At 62.5% G+C, this 15,893-nt stretch carries 14 protein-coding genes; 8 read left to right on the plus strand and 6 right to left on the minus strand.

Annotated features, from left to right (window positions below):
- Nucleotides 1–269: 269 nt before the first annotated feature.
- From Q0063_RS00085 to Q0063_RS00095, 3 genes are all read left to right on the plus strand, one after another.
- Nucleotides 270–1,775, plus strand: a complete 1,506-nt coding sequence (locus Q0063_RS00085) for an extracellular solute-binding protein (protein WP_297869919.1) — start codon at nt 270–272, stop codon at nt 1,773–1,775.
- A gap of 7 nt (nt 1,776–1,782) precedes the next feature.
- Nucleotides 1,783–5,739: an ATP-binding protein gene (locus Q0063_RS00090; protein ID WP_297869920.1), complete on the plus strand. Its 3,957-nt coding sequence runs from the start codon at nt 1,783–1,785 to the stop codon at nt 5,737–5,739.
- Between the two features lie 335 nt (nt 5,740–6,074).
- Nucleotides 6,075–7,361 (plus strand): cation:proton antiporter, encoded by a 1,287-nt coding sequence (locus tag Q0063_RS00095; RefSeq protein ID WP_297869921.1) that lies wholly within the window; start codon nt 6,075–6,077, stop codon nt 7,359–7,361.
- A gap of 227 nt (nt 7,362–7,588) precedes the next feature.
- Here the strand turns inward: Q0063_RS00095 and Q0063_RS00100 are convergent, their stop codons facing one another.
- Both Q0063_RS00100 and Q0063_RS00105 read right to left on the minus strand, forming a co-directional pair.
- Complete coding sequence (locus Q0063_RS00100) at nt 7,589–8,539, minus strand: SPFH domain-containing protein (protein ID WP_297869922.1); 951 nt, start codon at nt 8,537–8,539, stop codon at nt 7,589–7,591.
- The gene (locus Q0063_RS00105) at nt 8,536–9,009 is read right to left on the minus strand and encodes an NfeD family protein (protein WP_297869923.1); all 474 of its coding nucleotides are present in this window, start codon (nt 9,007–9,009) and stop codon (nt 8,536–8,538) included. The genes Q0063_RS00100 and Q0063_RS00105 overlap by 4 nt, the downstream gene beginning before the upstream one ends.
- 333 nt (nt 9,010–9,342) lie before the next feature.
- On the opposite strand from Q0063_RS00105, the gene Q0063_RS00110 reads away from it, so the two are divergent.
- The 4 genes from Q0063_RS00110 (at nt 9,343) to Q0063_RS00125 (ending at nt 13,033) form a co-directional block, all read left to right on the plus strand.
- Nucleotides 9,343–10,017, plus strand: coding sequence for a response regulator transcription factor (locus Q0063_RS00110; RefSeq protein ID WP_297869924.1), 675 nt, complete (start codon nt 9,343–9,345; stop codon nt 10,015–10,017).
- 4 nt (nt 10,018–10,021) lie between these two features.
- Complete coding sequence (locus Q0063_RS00115; protein ID WP_297869925.1) at nt 10,022–11,002, plus strand: sensor histidine kinase; 981 nt, start codon at nt 10,022–10,024, stop codon at nt 11,000–11,002.
- Nucleotides 11,003–11,025: 23 nt separating this feature from the next.
- On the plus strand, nt 11,026–11,943 hold the full coding sequence (locus Q0063_RS00120) for an AEC family transporter (protein WP_297869926.1): 918 nt from the start codon (nt 11,026–11,028) through the stop codon (nt 11,941–11,943).
- Nucleotides 11,944–12,151: 208 nt separating this feature from the next.
- Nucleotides 12,152–13,033, plus strand: coding sequence for an RluA family pseudouridine synthase (locus Q0063_RS00125; RefSeq protein ID WP_297869927.1), 882 nt, complete (start codon nt 12,152–12,154; stop codon nt 13,031–13,033).
- Between the two features lie 72 nt (nt 13,034–13,105).
- On the opposite strand, the gene pgsA is transcribed toward Q0063_RS00125, so the two are convergent.
- From pgsA to Q0063_RS00145, 4 genes are read right to left on the minus strand one after another with little or no spacing between them, the layout of a single operon-like run.
- Entirely contained in the window at nt 13,106–13,693 is a 588-nt protein-coding gene (pgsA, locus tag Q0063_RS00130) for a CDP-diacylglycerol--glycerol-3-phosphate 3-phosphatidyltransferase (protein ID WP_297869928.1), read from the minus strand.
- Nucleotides 13,690–13,974 (minus strand): helix-hairpin-helix domain-containing protein, encoded by a 285-nt coding sequence (locus Q0063_RS00135; protein ID WP_297869929.1) that lies wholly within the window; start codon nt 13,972–13,974, stop codon nt 13,690–13,692. The genes pgsA and Q0063_RS00135 overlap by 4 nt, the downstream gene beginning before the upstream one ends.
- On the minus strand, nt 13,971–15,293 hold the full coding sequence (gene rimO, locus Q0063_RS00140; RefSeq protein ID WP_297869930.1) for a 30S ribosomal protein S12 methylthiotransferase RimO: 1,323 nt from the start codon (nt 15,291–15,293) through the stop codon (nt 13,971–13,973). The genes Q0063_RS00135 and rimO overlap by 4 nt, the downstream gene beginning before the upstream one ends.
- Complete coding sequence (locus Q0063_RS00145) at nt 15,290–15,541, minus strand: helix-turn-helix domain-containing protein (protein ID WP_297869931.1); 252 nt, start codon at nt 15,539–15,541, stop codon at nt 15,290–15,292. The genes rimO and Q0063_RS00145 overlap by 4 nt, the downstream gene beginning before the upstream one ends.
- Before the next feature lie 85 nt (nt 15,542–15,626).
- On the opposite strand from Q0063_RS00145, the gene Q0063_RS00150 reads away from it, so the two are divergent.
- Nucleotides 15,627–15,875 (plus strand): hypothetical protein, encoded by a 249-nt coding sequence (locus tag Q0063_RS00150; protein WP_297869932.1) that lies wholly within the window; start codon nt 15,627–15,629, stop codon nt 15,873–15,875.
- Nucleotides 15,876–15,893 lie beyond the last annotated feature (18 nt).

Consider the following 15,893-nt stretch of genomic DNA (forward strand, 5'->3'; position numbering starts at 1 on the left):
CCTGTGGGGCCTGGTCCCCTGACCAGGCCACTTCCCCGGGAGGGCCAGCCCGGAAAACAGGAGGGGACAGAGCCCCTCCCCTACAGGGCATCCCCGCCGCAAAACGTGCGGCCGGACACGCCCCTGGAAATACCTCTCTTGAAAACCCAGTCCGTCTATGATAGAATGACCTTATTTAATAGGATGGACTGATTGGAAGCATATAGGAACCAGACCCCCGCCGGCTGTGAGACCCACATCACAAATCAACCCAAAAGGAGCGTACGGCTATGAAATTTATTGGAACTGTCAACAAATCCCCTGCATTCGGAACCTTCAAGCGGATCACCAGAGCAATCTGCCCGGTCTGTCTGGCGGCGGTCCTGGCGGCCGCCTCGGCGGGGTGCGGCGGCAGCCGGAAGAGCCCCCTGGACCCAGAAAAGCCCGTGTCCCTGACGGTGTGGCACTATTACAACGGTTCCCAGCAGGCCGCCTTTGACGCCCTGGTGGAAACTTTCAACGACACCGTGGGGCAGGAGCAGGGCATCTATGTGGAGAGCTACTCCCAGGGCTCCGTCTCCGATCTGGAGTCGGCGGTGCGGGACGCCATCAACGGCAAGGTGGGCTCTTCCGCCATTCCCAATATCTTCTCCTCCTACGCCGACACGGCCTATGAGGTGGAGCAGGCGGGGGCCCTGGCTAATCTGTCCGACTACCTCAGTCAGGAGGAGCTGGCGGACTATGTGGATTCCTATATCGAGGAGGGACGCATCGCCGCCGACGGCTCCCTGCGCATTTTCCCCACCGCCAAGTCCACGGAAATCATGATGCTCAACAAGACGGACTGGGAGCCCTTCGCCCAGGCCTGCGGCCTCTCCCTGGAGAGCCTGAAGACCATCGAGGGGGTTGCCGCCGCGGCGAAGACCTATTATGAATGGACGGACAGCCTCACTCCCGACGTGCCGGAGGACGGCAAATCCTTTTACGGACGGGACGCGGTGGCGAACTATTTCATCATCGGAATGCAGCAGCTGGGCGTGGAGCTCTTCCAGGTGGAGAACGGGGAAATGACCCTCAATCTGCCCGAGGAGGCCCTTCGCCGCATATGGGAAAACTACTATGTCCCCATGGTAAAGGGCTATTTCGGGGCCTATGGCTCCTTCCGCTCCGACGATGTGAAGACGGGGGACATCCTGGCCTATACCGGGTCCACCTCCTCCGCCATGTACTTCCCCAATCAGGTGGAGCTGGACGACGGCAGCCATCCCATTGACTACATCGTGATGCAGGCTCCCATTTTCGAGGGCGGACAGCACTACGCCGTGCAGCAGGGAGCCGGCATGGTGGTCACCAAATCCGACGAGGCCCATGAATACGCCTCTGTGGAGTTCCTGAAATGGATTACCCAGGCGGAGAACAACCTGCGCTTCGGCTCCGTCTCCGGTTATCTGCCGGTGCAAAAGGCCGCCAACAGCATCGAAAAGCTGGATCAGGTCATCGCCGGGCAGGGTCTGGAGGTTGCCCCCAAGACCTATGACTGCCTGACCACCATTTTCTCAGAGATGGAAGACATGACCCTGTACACCAACAAGAGCTTCAAAAACGGCTCCGCCGCCAGAAAAGTGCTGGAATACCACCTGGCGGACCGGGCGGCGGCGGACCGGGCGGCGGTGCTGGAGGCCATTGCCCAGGGCGCCGGCCTGGAGGAGGCCGCGGCCCCCTATGTGACGGACAGCGCCTTTGACGCCTGGTATGAGGATTTCTGCGCCGCGCTGCACGCCGCGGCAGACCAGTGAACGCGCCATGAACGCGAACACACGGAACGGGCCCCCCTCCGTCCCGCCGGAAGGGCCGGGCAGAGCTTCCGGAAAGCGGAGAAAAGCAACCATATTCAAAATCTTTCTGGTCCCGCTGATTGCCATTATGCTGGTCCAGAGCGCCATCACCATCGGAACGCTGGTGGTCCGACGCACCACGGAGACCCTGGAGGAATACGCCGGGAGCATGATGGAGCGGCTGGTGGAAAACCGGGGCGTGATTCTGCAGAACGACATGAATCAGCGCTGGTCCTCCGTCGCTGCGGAGGAGGCAATGATCGAGGCCCTTCTGGAGGACTTTCTGGAGGAGGAGAACGCCGGACTGGACGAGGTGCTCCGCTCCGACGAGCTGAAGGCCCGCTTTCTCAGCCGGATTCTCCCCGAGTGCCTGGACATTCTCCAAAGCAACACCACCACCGGCATCTTCCTGATTCTGACGGGACCGGACCAGGGGGCCGCCGGGGAATACGACGGGGTCTTCATCCGGGATTCCGACCCCTACACCAACCCCGTCAATTATACGGACCTGCTGCTGGAGCGGGGAAACAAACAGCTCTCCAGAACCTGGAACATCCCCCTGGACACCCATTGGACCACCCGCTTTCACATGGAGGGCCAGGGGAACAGCGCCGCCCAGCGCTACTTCTATGAGCCCTGGCGGGCAGGGACGGAGCACCCGGACGCCGACGCCAGGGATCTGGGCTACTGGGCCCTCCCCTTCACGCTGGAGCAGGACGAGACGGACCCCCACCAGATGATTACCTATTCCCTGCCCCTGCGGCATCAGGGCCAGGTTTACGGAATCCTGGGCGTGGAAATCTCCGCCCAGCTTCTGAACGACTATTTCCCGGCGGCGGAGCTGAACGAGTCCCAGCAGTCCGGCTATCTGCTGGCGCTCCGGCAGCCGGACGGCAGCCATGTGTCCCTGATGGGCAAGGGCATCCTCTACGATCAGGTTCGCTCCCAGAACCAGCAGTTCCATCTGGAAGAGACAAATTATGACGATTTATCTCTGGTGCAGGACATCAGCCTGAACGACCAGGGGATTTATGCCGTATCCTGTCCGCTGAAGCTGTACGGCAGCCACGTCCCCTATGAGGAGACCGACTGGGTCCTTCTGGGGCTGGACACGGAGGAGGACCTGTTCGGCATGAGCCGGCAGCTCTATGTGTGGATGGTCGCCGCCGTTCTGATCGGTCTGGTCTTCGGGGTCTTCGGCCTCTATCTGGTGGTGCGGCACCTGACCCGGCCGGTTCAGCGGCTGATGCACTGCATCAGTCAGGGACAGGCGGGGCTCCGGGCCTTCAAGCCCTCCAACATTCTGGAAATCGACGCCCTGTATGACGTGGTAAACGACCTGACGGAACGGCAGAAGAAGGCGGAGAATATCCTGCTGGAGGAAAAGGAGCGCTACAAGCTGGCCCTGGAATCCTCCAAGGACATCTTCTTCTCCTACGACCTGCAAACCCAGATGCTGGACATCGTGAACCACAGGACCATGAACGGTCAGTGGAAACGCCCCCAGACCAAAAATGGTCTCATCAATCCTGAGTCCATCTATGAGGCGGACCGGGCATCGGTAACGGAGGCGCTTCTCCAGAACCCGGACCATCCCTATGCGGAGTTTCGGATGCGCTGGCAGGGCGAAATCGAATTTACCTGGGTGGCCCTGTCCTGCAAAGCCCTCTATGACACGGACGGACGCCGCTGGAAGCTGGTGGGCAGTCTCCACAGCATCCAGGAGCAGAAGGAACGGGAGGCCCGGCAGCTTCGGAGAAGCACCACCGACGGCGTAACCGGCCTGTACTGCTTCAGCGCCGGCATGGAAAAGCTGAAGGCCTTCCGCCGGGCCCGTCCGGAGGGCGTCATGGCCGTGCTGCGCCTGAACCAGCTGACGGAGACCAGTGAGAAAAACGGCATCGTCTTCGGGGACATGATTCTGGAGGAAATCGGCGCGCTGATCCGGACCAGGATTCAGGTCTTCCGGGAGCAGACCGGACGGCGGGCCGTCGCCCTGCGGCTGAACAGAGACGAGTTCATCCTCTGGCAGGAGGCGGACCGGACCCAGGCGGAGGAGCTGACAACCGCTCTGCTGGACGCCGTCAGGGCGGCCTTTCCCGAGGAGCATTTCAGCGTCCGACTGAACGCCGGCCTCACCCAGGGGAAAACGGAGCAGAACACCGAGAATCTGATCCGGCAGGCCAAGCTGGCCCAGAGTCTGGCCCCCGCCGGCGGAATCCTGTTCCACGAGGCCGGGACGGAGCCCCTGCCCCTGCTGCGGGAGCAGGAAATTACCTCCCTGGGCTACGGCGAGGACGTGAGCCTGGTATCCGTGGCCCTGAACCTCTTCGGCAAGGGCGCGGACTTCCCCGCCCAGATGACGCTGATGATTCGGAAAATCGGCCGGGCCTATCAGGCGGAGGGGGTTCTGGTGTCCCTGCTGCGGGCCGACTTCAATTCTAACTACCTGAATTACCAATGGCGCCGGTCGGGAGCGGTCATTGAGGACTGCGTGCGGAAATACCGGGAGGAGGACAAGGCGGACTTTTTCAGCTGGCTGGGTCAGGAGGAGGTCCGCCCCTTCTCCGGCGAGGACAGCGCCCAGGAGATTCTCCAGTGCTTCCTGTGCGTCCCGCCGGGAGACCGCGGCATTCTGCTGCCTCTGTACGACAGCGGAATCTACATGGGCAACATCTGCATCCTGGGCCTGGGGCCGGAGCTTCTGGAGAGCCCTGAGGAATACCAGAATCTGGCGGAGCTGGGCCGGGTCATTCAGAGCCAGCTGAACCAGCAGCAGCACGACATCGCCAGCAAGGCAAAGTCCGAATTCCTCTCCCGTATGAGCCACGAAATCCGCACCCCCATGAACGGCATCATCGGCATGACGGCCATCGCACTGCAAAAGGACCAGGCCCCGGAGCGGGTCACGGACTGCCTGCAAAAGATACAGGCCTCCTCCGACTATCTGCTGGGACTGATCAACGACATTCTGGACATGTCCAAAATCGAAAGCGGCAAGATGAAGCTGGAGGCCCTGGACTTCCATATGGACAAGGCCCTTGACACCATCCGGGAGCTGATTGTCTCCCAGGCGGAGGCAAAGCAGGTGGAATTTGTCCAGGACGTCCATCTGACGCACCACTGGTTCCAGGCGGACAGCATGCGCATCAGTCAGGTGCTGATCAACCTGCTGGGCAACGCCGTGAAATTCACCCCTCCGGGGGGACGCATCACCCTGACGGTACGGGAGGAAAGCGCCGCCGAAACGGAGTCCCTGGTCTATTTCGCCGTCAGGGACACGGGCGTCGGCATCCCCAAGGAGGAGCAGGAACGGGTTTTCCGCTCCTTCGAGCAGGCCTCGGGGACCAATCCCGCCAAGCAGCGGGGCACCGGACTGGGCCTCTCCATCAGCAGCCGCCTGGTGCAGATGATGGGCAGCAGCATCCAGCTGGACAGCGCCCCGGGACAGGGCAGCACCTTCAGCTTCTCCATTCCTCTGACGCTGGGCAAGTGCACAGAGGATGAGGACCGGCAGGAGGAGCCCCTCTCCTTCGACGGATGCCGCATCCTGGTGGTGGAGGACAACGACCTGAACGCCGAGATTGCCCAGTGTCTTCTGGAGGAACGGAACTTTGAGGTGGACTGCGTTTATGACGGCGCTCAGGCCGTGGAGCGCATCCGCTCCACGCCGCCGGGGACCTATGACGTCATTCTGATGGACATCATGATGCCGGTGATGGACGGTCTGGAGGCCACCCGGGCCATCCGGAGCATGGAGCGGGAGGACTGCCGCACCATCCCCATCATCGCCATGTCGGCCAACGCCTTTGACGACGACCTGAAAAAATCCGTGGAGTGCGGCATGAACGGACATCTGTCCAAACCCGTGGAGGTCGACAAGCTGTATCAGACGCTGAGCGAGGTCATCCGCCAGAGGCCCTGACCTCCGCGCCGTATCCCACCGGGAAAAAGCCCGGTTCGCAAGGCTTTGTGAAGAACTCGGCATGAACTGAACAAATTCGGCTCGTTTCACGGGCCCCGCCGGAGCGGCTTCCGGCGGGGCCCGCTCTTCTGCCCGGAGGCCGGAAGGCTGGACCCTCCGAATCCCAGGTCTTCCGGCGTGCCTGCCAAGAATCCTGTCCTTTTATCCCGTCTTTTTGTGTATCTTTTCGTCAAAACCGCATTGCGCGCTCATTTGCACAGTGCTATATTAGCTAATGCGAATCTGAGGCCGGCAAGCCCCCGGGCCGCCGTCCTCCTCTAAAACGAGGTGCCGCAATGCAGATTTTAATTCAACTGTCTCTTTCTCTGGTGGGCGGGCTGCTGATGTCCCGGCTGGCGAAAAAGCTGAGCCTTCCCGCCGTCACCGCTTATCTGGTCACCGGGCTTCTGCTGGGGCCCTACTGTCTGGGCGCGCTGAACCTGATGTCCCTGGGCTTCCAGAGTCTGGAGGAGGTGGCCGCCCTGGATCTGATTTCCCAGGTGGCCCTGGGCTTCATCGCCTTCACCATCGGCAACGAATTCCGGCTGGAACAGCTGAAGCACATGGGAAAGCAGGCCATCACCGTGGGCATTTTGCAGGCCGTGGCCACCACGGTCCTGGTGGACGCGGCTCTGATTGCCCTCCATCTCATGAATCCGGAGCTGATTTCCCTGGGCGCCGCCGTGACCCTGGGCGCCATTGCTGCCGCCACCGCCCCGGCGGCCACGCTGATGGTGGTCCGCCAGTACAAGGCCGACGGCCCCCTGACCAAGCTGCTGTTACTGGTGGTGGCCATTGACGACGCGGTGGGCCTGATACTCTTCTCCGCCTCCTTCGGCGTGGCCTCCGCTCTGGAGAGCGGGACCATCAGCGCCGTGACCGTGGTGGTGGAGCCCCTGGTGGAAATCCTGCTGTCCCTGCTTCTGGGAAGCTTCGCGGGCTGGGTGCTGTTCCGGGTGGAAAAGTATTTCCATTCCCGCAGCAAGCGCCTGTCCATCTCCATCGGCTTCGTGCTGCTGACGGTGGGCCTGTCCATGGCGGAATTCGAAGTGGGCGGCATTCACTGCGGGTTCAGCCTGCTGCTGGTGTGCATGATGACGGGCACCATCTTCTGCAACATCTGCGACTTCTCCGAGGAGCTGATGAGCCGGGTGGACGGCTGGACGGCCCCGCTGTTTGTGCTGTTCTTCGTGCTCTCCGGCGCGGAGCTGGATTTGAAGATTCTGTCCAATCCCCTGGCTCTGCTGATTGGCGCGGTGTACATCGCCGCCCGGAGCCTGGGCAAGTACCTTGGGGCCTGTGGCAGCTGCGCCCTGACCCGCTGCGCCCCCAATATCACAAAGTATCTGGGCATCACCCTGCTGCCCCAGGCCGGCGTGGCCCTGGGCATGGCCCTCACCGCACAGCAGCTGTCCGACGGGCAGATGGTACGGAATGTGGTGCTGTTCTCCGTGCTGGTCTATGAGCTGGTGGGTCCGGCTCTGACGAAGCGGGCCCTGATTGCCGCCGGGGAAATCCAGTCGGAGGGCCGGACCTCTGCCCGGCGGAAGAACCCGCCCAAGGCGCCTCTCCGGCGGCTCTGAGGGAGCCTGCGGGCGGACGCCCCCCGTCCCCCCGGGAAGCTCCGCACAGCGGAGGCGGACGGCGGTCCGTCTCCGGCTGTCAGAGCAGCCCCGGAAACCGGCAAAAAGGGCCCGGGACCTGTCAGAAGTCCCGAAGCCTTTTCAATCACTTACAGAGGCGCAAAAAAAGAAGCGCAAAAAAGAGGCGCGGTCTGCTGAAATATCCTTTCAACAGGCCGCGCCTCCGCTTATTTCTTCTCCTTGGAATCCTCGCTCTCAAACACGGCCTTGGCCCCGGCGGCCAGGCCCGCCAGACCCTGGAGCTCGCTGGGGATGATGATTTTGGTGGCTTTGCCGTCGGCCACCTTGGTCATGGCCTCCAGGGCTTTCAGCTTCACCACCTGGTCATTGGGGGCGGCGGCGTTCAGCAACCGCAGGGACTCCGCCAGAGCGGTCTGGACCCGGGTGATGGCCTCGGCCTCCGCCTCGGCGGCCATAATCCGGGCCTCCTTTTCGCCCTCGGCCTTCAGAATGGCGGCCTGCTTGGCGGCCTCGGCCTTTAAGAGGGCCGCCTGCTTCTCGCCCTCGGCCACCAGGATTTGAGACTGCTTCTGCCCCTCCGCCTGGAGGATGGACTCCCGGCGCTCCCGCTCGGCCTTCATCTGCTTTTCCATGGCGTTCTGAATCTCCCGGGGCGGGATGATGTTTTTCAGCTCCACCCGGTTGATCTTGATGCCCCAGGGGTCCGTGGCCTCGTCCAGGATGGAGCGCATCCGGGAGTTGATGATGTCCCGGCTGGTGAGGGACTGGTCCAGCTCCATTTCACCGATGATGTTCCGCAGCGTGGTGGCCGTCAGGTTCTCCACCGCGTTCATGGGGTTATCCACCCCGTAGGTATAGAGCTTGGGGTCTGTAATCTGGAAGTAAATCACCGTGTCAATCTGCATGGTCACATTGTCCTTGGTGATGACGGGCTGAGGGGGGAAATCCGCCACCTGCTCCTTGAGGGACACCTTTTTCATAATCCGCATCACAAAGGGAATTTTGATGTGGGGCCCCTGGTTCCACACGGTGTAGAACCGGCCCAGCCAGGTGATCACATAGGCCTGGGACTGCTGCACGATGTGAAAGTTCACACCAATCAGCAGCACCAGCAGCACAATCACCATCACCAAAGGAATCCACCACAGAGGTATCATGATACCGCCTCCTTTTCAAATTGGGAACTCTGCTCCAGCTGGTCCGGCTCCACCAGCAGCTTCACGCCCTCAATCCGCCGGACCCGGACCCGCTCCCCTGCGGGAATGACGCCGCCGCCGGCGCTGCGGGCGGTCCAGGTCTTGCCGTCCACGTACACCGCGCCGGAGGCCCGCCGGTTGTCAATGGTCTCCGTCACCTCCGCCAGGGCGCCGATCACACGGTCGGAGTTGGTGGGGACCGGGGGCCTCGTCATAAACCGCCGCACCAGGGGCCGGGTCAGAATCAGGGCCGCGGCGGACACGATGGCAAAGGTCAGCATCTGCACCGCCACAGATCCCCCCGCCACCGACACGGCCAGCGCCGCCAGGGCGCCCACCACGAACCACACAGAGACCAGGCCCTCCGTCAGCAGCTCCACCACACCGAACAGCGCCACGCCGCCCAGCCAGAGCCATACCATCAAATTCATAAGCGCCTCCTTTCCGCGCCTGTGCGCATACGCTTTTAACTCAGTATAGCACAGTCCGGCCCTGAATGATATTTCATTTGTGTAACATTGTCCGGCGCGAAACGGCGGCAAAACGTTTGACTTTTCCCGCCGGCGGTGCTATAGTCAGCACAGCTGAAGCGGGTCCCCCGGAGCCTTTTCAAAGCGCCCCGGCGGCCCGCCCTAAGTGAGTTGAACGCTTCCGAGCCGAAGGGCCGGAAGCCACAGATGCCTTTCTCTGCCGGCGGCCGCCGCCTGCGGCGCGCGAAACGGCTTCAGTCATACCCCCTATGTTATGCGGAAGGAGAGCCGGCCATGTATCGGATTTTGATTGTGGAGGACGACGAGGTCATCGCCGGCGTGGTCCGCCGGCACCTGGAAAGCTGGGGCTATCAGGTGGGCTGCGTCCGGCGCTTTGACGCCGTGCTGGAGGAATTCACCACCTTTGACCCTCAGCTGGTGCTGCTGGACGTCTCCCTGCCCTTTTTCAACGGCTTCCACTGGTGCCGGGAGATTCGGAACGTCTCCAGGGTGCCCATTCTCTTCCTGACCTCCGCCTCCGACAATGTAAACGTGGTGATGGCCATGCAGATCGGCGGGGACGACCTGCTGGCCAAGCCCTTTGACCTTCAGGTTCTCTCCGCCAAGGTTCAGGCCATGCTCCGCAGGACCTATGACTTTGGGCCCTCCGCCGTCCTCCTCAGCTGCGGCGGCGCGGTGCTGAACCTGTCCGACGGCAGCCTGACCGCCGGAGACCATAAGGTGGAGCTGACGAAAAACGAGCTGAAAATTCTCCAGCTTCTCTTCCAGCACAAGGGCCAGATTGTCAGCCGGGACGCCATCATGACCGCCCTGTGGGAGTCCGACAGCTTCGTGGATGAAAATACCCTGTCCGTCAACGTAAACCGCCTGCGGCGGAAGCTGGAGACCGCCGGGCTGCCGGACTTCATCCGCACCCGGAAGGGCGCGGGCTATCTGATTGAGGGCTGAGACCATGAATCTGCTGTCTGCCTATCTGAAACGGCAGTGGAAGCTGCTGCTTCTTCTGAGCTGCTTTGCCGCCGTCCTGACCGGCGTTTTCTATCTCTATCAAATGCCCGCCGAACCGCTGCTCTACGGCGGGGCCCTGTGCCTGGTGCTGGGGGCGGCGCTTTTCTCCCTGAGCTATGTCCGCTTCTGCCGGCGTCACCGGGAGCTTCAATGGCTGCTCCTCCGGGCCCGGGAGCAGTCCCTGCCTCTGCCGCCGCCCCGGGGACTGCTGGAAGAGGATTATCAGTCCCTGCTGGAGGCCGTCTGCGTCCACCGGGCGGCCCTGGCCTCGGAGAACGACAGCCGTCTCCAGGACATGACGGACTACTACACCCTCTGGGCCCACCAGATCAAGACCCCCATCGCCGCCATGGGCCTGCTACTTCAGGAGGAGTCCAGGCCGGAGCTGGAAGCGGAGCTTCTGAAAATCCGGCAGTATGTGGACATGGTGCTGAACTATCTGCGTCTGGGCAGCAGCTCCACGGACTACGTGCTGCGGCCCTGTCCCCTGGACCCGCTGCTGCGCCAGGCGGCCCGGAAATACGCCCGGATGTTCATTCTGAAAAAAATCTCCCTGGACTTCCGGGAAACGGGAAGGACCGTGCTGACGGACGAAAAGTGGCTGGCCTTCGTGGTGGAACAGCTGCTGTCCAACGCCCTGAAATACACGCCGGAGGGCGGCGTCATCCGGGTCTACGGCGACGGGGACACCCTGGTGATTGCCGACAGCGGCATCGGCATCCGGGAGGAGGACATCCCCCGTGTCTTCGAAAAGGGCTTCACCGGCTTTAACGGCCGGGAGGACAAAAAATCCACCGGCATCGGCCTCTATCTCTGCCGCCAGGTGATGGACCGGCTGAACCACGGCATCACCATCGCCTCCCGCCCCGGTCAGGGAACCCTGGTGCGGCTGGATCTCAGCCGGAAGGCCGCAGGCGTGGAATAGTCCGGAAATGGAGGCGCTTCCTGATGGGCGTATTTTCAAAAATGGTCTCGCTTCAGCTGATGCTGTTTACCCTGATCGCCGTGGGCATCGCGCTGAAGAAGCTGGACTTCATAGACGGGAAGGGCCGCAGGCTGCTGTCCGACCTTCTGATTCACGTCATTCTGCCCTGCAACATCATCCAGTCCTTCACCGGCGGGGTCCGGCCCAGCGGGGCATTCATGCGGAACTGCCTTCTGATGCTCCTGCTCTCCTCCGCCATTCAGGTGCTGGTCTACCTGCTGAACCGGCCCCTGTTCCGGCGCTTTCCGGAGCATCAGCGCAGGGTTCTGTGCTACGGCATGATCTGCAGCAACTCCACCTTCGTGGGTCTCCCCGTTGCCGAGGCCCTTTTCGGGGACCTGGGTGTGATGTACACCGCCATGTTCCAGATTCCTCTGCGCTTCACCATGTGGACGGCGGGCCTGTCCCTGTTCACCTCTGTCAGCAAAAAGGACGCATTCCGGAAGCTGGTCCGGCACCCCTGCATCGTCGCGGTCTTCCTGGGTCTGGCGCTGATGTGCCTGCCCCTGAATCCCGTTCCCGGCTTCGTGATGGACAGCGTCGCCGCCCTGAACCGCTGCACCACCCCGGTCTCCATGCTGGTCATCGGCTCCATTCTGGCGGACGCGCCGCTGAAATCCCTGTTCTCCCCTTCCGTGCTGTACTACAGCGCCCTGCGGCTGCTGGCCTTTCCCCTGCTGGTCTGGGGGCTGATGCTGCCCCTGCCCATGGACGGGCTGCTGAAATCCATCTGCCTGCTGATGACCGCCATGCCCGCCGGAAGCACCACTTCCATTCTGGCGGACAGATACGGCTGCGACGCGGCCTTTGCCGCCCAGCTGGTTTTCGTCTCCACCCTGCTCTCCATCGCCACCATCCCCCTGCTGACATTGCTCGTATAGTCACCGCAGTTGAAAAGAAGCATTTGCTTCTTTTCAACAAGTGCGGCGATGATTCGCCGCACAGGCCGCAAAACGGCCTTGCGGTGGACTTCATAGCCGGCACAGGGGCTTTTTACCTAGCCCGTCAGCGGCTCCGCCGCTGGTTGAAAACCGGTATCTGCCGGTTTTCAACTGTGCTGACTATATAGGCACATCCAAGGAGGCGCGCATGCCTGCCATTATCAGAATCATCACCGAGGCGGAGGACGGCAGCACCGTCCGCCATATCCTCCGGGCGGGGCTCCATTTCTCCTCTCACGCCGTGTCCCGGCTGACCCGGGTGGAAAACGGCATTCTGGTCAACGGCCTCCCGGCCCACACGCCCCATGTTCTCCACACCGGGGACCGGCTGGAGGTGGAGACCGGGGACCACCGCCCGCCCAAAACCGCCGCCGTCCCCGGCGACTGGCCCCTGCCGGTGGTCTGGGAGGACGAACACCTGCTGATTGCCGACAAACCCGCCGGCATGACGGCCCACGCCTCCAACTTCCTGCCCCACACTCCCACGGTGGCCGGGGCTCTGGCCTGGACCCGGGGAACGGACTTCATCTTCCACCCCGTGAACCGCCTGGACAAGGGCACCACCGGCCTGATGGTGATTGCCAAAAGCGGCTACGTTCACGACCTGCTGCGGAAACGCCTCCACACCCCGGATTTCCGCCGGGAATACCGGGCCGTCTGCCTGGGCTGTCCCCAGCCGGAGGCGGGGACCGTGGACGCCCCCATCGGCCGGGACGAGACCTCCACGGTGGCCCGGATGGTCCGCCCCGACGGCGCCCCCGCCGTCTCCCACTATGAGGTCCTGGGCAGGAACGGCCCCCTCACCCTGCTCCGGCTTCTGCCGGAGACCGGCCGGACCCATCAGCTCCGGGTCCACATGGCCCACCTGGGCTGTCCCCTGGCGGGGGACTGGCTCTATGGCAGAGAGGACCCGGACCTGATTTCCCGGCCCGCCCTCCACTCCTGTGCCCTCCGACTGGTCCATCCGGTGACGGGGGAGGTCCTGCGCCTGACGGCCCCTCTGCCGGAGGACATGAAAAGACTGCTCTGAATCCCTCGGGACTCAGAGCAGTTTTTGTCTGTACAGGGGCCAGGACACCCCGCACCCCTTTGTCCCCGCCCCTCAGGCGGAGCGAATGACGTCCCTGTTCTTCACGAAATACTCCACGCCGGAGTACAGGGTGGTCAGGGTGATAACCCAGATGCAGATCGTATCCACCCACAGAATCGGGGGACGCGGGGGAGAGAACTGGGACGAGTAGATCATCTGCATCCGTGCCGCCTCAATCCGGGGCCCCAGGGCCAGCATCGCCACAATACACACCATAGTGGAAGCCGTCTTCACCTTTCCGGACCACCCGGCGGCGATGACCCGGCCGTTGTCCGAGGCGATCATCCGCAGGCCGCTGACGGCAAACTCCCGGGTAACGACAATCATCAGCATCCAGGCGGGCATCCGTCCGCCCTCCACGAACCACAGCAGCGCCGCCACCACCAGAATCTTGTCCGCCAGGGGGTCGGCAAACTTGCCGAAGTCCGTCACCAGGTTGTATTTCCGGGCGATTTTTCCGTCCAGCAGGTCCGTGACGCTGGCGGCGATGAAAATAGCCAGGGCCACATAGTCCGCGCCGGGGAATCCCCAGTACAGCACCGCCAGAAACACCGGCGCCAGAATGATGCGGAGCATGGTCAATTTGTTGGGCAGATTCATAGGTCCTCCTTCTCCGGATAGGGTTTGTCCTTCCAGTACCACCAGTTCAGCTTCTCCGGGTCCCGGTCCTCATGGTCCGCGTAGTACACCGCCGCCCGCCAGATGTACAGGGCGCAGCGGTCCTCCCGGTACCCCTTCATCAGGCACTCCCGGAGATACAGCGCTTCGGGGTCCTGTCCCCGAAGGTCGGAGACCTGCCGGACCCCCAGGGCCTCCATGACGGCGGCGGTCCGGGGACCCACGCCGGGAATGTCCCGCAGGGGACTTTTTGCCGGTCTCATTCCACCCGCTCCCCGGTGAGCTCGCCGTCCATGACGCCGGTGAGGCGGACGGTGACGAAGGTCCCCGGCTCCGCGTCCTCCTCCGATGTGAAGTATATGCGCCCGTCAATCTCCGGGGACTCGGCATAGCTCCGTCCGTGGAACATCTGGGCCTGGGGGTCGAAGCCCTCGCAGAGGACCTCCCGCTCCTCACCCAGGACGGATTCGTTGTATGCGTCGATGACGTCGGACTGGACATCCACGGCAAGCTCCGCCCGGCGGGCCGCCTCCTCGCTCCCCACGTGGTCCATCTGGGCGGCCCGGGTGCCCTCCTCCGGGGAGAAGGGGAAGACGCCGGCCCGCTCGATCTTCACCTCCCGGAGGAATCCGCAGAGCTCCTCGAACTCCGCCGCCCCCTCGCCGGGGAGACCGGTAATCAGGCTGGTCCGGAGGACCAGGCCGGGAATCCGGGCCCGGAGCTTCGCCAGCAGAGCTGTGATGCTCTCCCTGGTGTCCCGGCGGTTCATGGCCTTGAGGATACCGTCATTGCAGTGCTGGATGGGAATGTCCAGATAGGGGAGAATCTTCTCCTCCCGGGCGATGGTGTCGATGAGCTCCTCCGTGATTTCATCGGGATAGAGATAGTGGAGGCGAATCCAGCGGAAATCCAGTTTACAGAGCTCCCGCAGCAGGGCCGCCAGCCGGTGTTCCCCGTTCAGGTCCGTGCCGTAGCGGGTGATGTCCTGGGCAATCACCAGCAGCTCCCGCACCCCGGCCTCCGCCAGCTCCGCCGCCTCCTCCAGGAGTTCTCCCATGGGGCGGCTGCGGTACTTCCCCCGGAGGGAGGGAATGACGCAGTAGGCGCAGTGGTTGTCGCAGCCCTCGGCAATGCGGAGATAGGCATACCAGGGGGGCGTGGAGAGAATGCGGGGGCCGTTCTGGGGGGCGGTGTGGATATTCCCCATCAGACAGGGGCGGTCCCCCTCCATCACCGCGCCGATGGCCGGGACAATCTCGCCGTAGCTGCCGGTGCCCAGAATCCCGTCAATCTCCGGCAGCTCCTCCAGCACGTCAGCCTTGTAGCGCTGGGCCATGCAGCCGGTGACCAGTATCTTTTTCAGCTGTCCGGCCCGTTTCAGCTCCGCCAGCTCCAGAATCTGGCCAATGGCCTCCTCACAGGCAGAGGCCAGGAAGCCGCAGGTATTCACCACGGCCACATCCGCCCCGGCGGGGTCGGAAACGATTTCGTGGCCGGCGGACTGGACCAGGGACATCATCTGCTCACAGTTCACCTGATTCTTGGCGCAGCCCAGGGAGATAAAAGCGACCTGATAACTCATGACTCCTCCTCCGGCTGGGCCCCCCGCCATGTTGGGTCGTCGGTGACGCCCAGCAGATAATCTGTGGAAACATGGAAATACTCCGCCAGAAGCACCAGCTTATCAATGGTGGTCCCCCGGTGGCCTCGTTCCATCATGCCAATTGCATTTTGCGTCAGCCCCAACGCATTGGCAAGCTGCATCTGACTGACAGCACTCTTTTGCCGCAGTTCACGAATCCGCTCGCTAAAAATCTTCTTCGTATCCATATAACCTCTTGACTTAGCATTTTGAGTATGTTACTATAAGTGCGCAACAAATGCAATATACAGTATTGGGAAGGGGAAAATTTCTATGTTTGATATCCTGACCGCCCTGTATCATGACGATCCGCTGTCCCCCGGCATATTCTGCAATCTGGAGAGCCCCCAGAGCCCGGATGAAAGGCGGATCGCCACCCAGCTCCGCGTCGTGGACGAAAAAATCGCGGAAGCGTTGATTCCCAGCATCGAAGCCCTGGCGGACAGACAGGCGGAGGAAGCTTTTTATAAGGGCGTGCGCATCGGCGCTCAGCTCATGGTCCAGCTGATGGAGGATTTTTAACCGCTCACAGACTCCGGC

Source organism: uncultured Oscillibacter sp. (assembly GCF_947654275.1).
Classification (GTDB): Bacteria; Bacillota; Clostridia; order Oscillospirales; family Oscillospiraceae; genus Oscillibacter.

What these genes read in the sequence shown, in the direction of transcription:
- Q0063_RS00085 (WP_297869919.1), top strand. Translation starts at nt 270, where the DNA reads ATGAAATTTATTGGAACTGTCAACAAATCCCCTGCATTCGGAACCTTC.
- Q0063_RS00090 (WP_297869920.1), top strand. Translation starts at nt 1,783, where the DNA reads ATGAACGCGAACACACGGAACGGGCCCCCCTCCGTCCCGCCGGAAGGG.
- Q0063_RS00095 (WP_297869921.1), top strand. Translation starts at nt 6,075, where the DNA reads ATGCAGATTTTAATTCAACTGTCTCTTTCTCTGGTGGGCGGGCTGCTG.
- Q0063_RS00100 (WP_297869922.1), bottom strand. Translation starts at nt 8,539, where the DNA reads ATGATACCTCTGTGGTGGATTCCTTTGGTGATGGTGATTGTGCTGCTG.
- Q0063_RS00105 (WP_297869923.1), bottom strand. Translation starts at nt 9,009, where the DNA reads ATGAATTTGATGGTATGGCTCTGGCTGGGCGGCGTGGCGCTGTTCGGT.
- Q0063_RS00110 (WP_297869924.1), top strand. Translation starts at nt 9,343, where the DNA reads ATGTATCGGATTTTGATTGTGGAGGACGACGAGGTCATCGCCGGCGTG.
- Q0063_RS00115 (WP_297869925.1), top strand. Translation starts at nt 10,022, where the DNA reads ATGAATCTGCTGTCTGCCTATCTGAAACGGCAGTGGAAGCTGCTGCTT.
- Q0063_RS00120 (WP_297869926.1), top strand. Translation starts at nt 11,026, where the DNA reads ATGGGCGTATTTTCAAAAATGGTCTCGCTTCAGCTGATGCTGTTTACC.
- Q0063_RS00125 (WP_297869927.1), top strand. Translation starts at nt 12,152, where the DNA reads ATGCCTGCCATTATCAGAATCATCACCGAGGCGGAGGACGGCAGCACC.
- pgsA (WP_297869928.1), bottom strand. Translation starts at nt 13,693, where the DNA reads ATGAATCTGCCCAACAAATTGACCATGCTCCGCATCATTCTGGCGCCG.
- Q0063_RS00135 (WP_297869929.1), bottom strand. Translation starts at nt 13,974, where the DNA reads ATGAGACCGGCAAAAAGTCCCCTGCGGGACATTCCCGGCGTGGGTCCC.
- rimO (WP_297869930.1), bottom strand. Translation starts at nt 15,293, where the DNA reads ATGAGTTATCAGGTCGCTTTTATCTCCCTGGGCTGCGCCAAGAATCAG.
- Q0063_RS00145 (WP_297869931.1), bottom strand. Translation starts at nt 15,541, where the DNA reads ATGGATACGAAGAAGATTTTTAGCGAGCGGATTCGTGAACTGCGGCAA.
- Q0063_RS00150 (WP_297869932.1), top strand. Translation starts at nt 15,627, where the DNA reads ATGTTTGATATCCTGACCGCCCTGTATCATGACGATCCGCTGTCCCCC.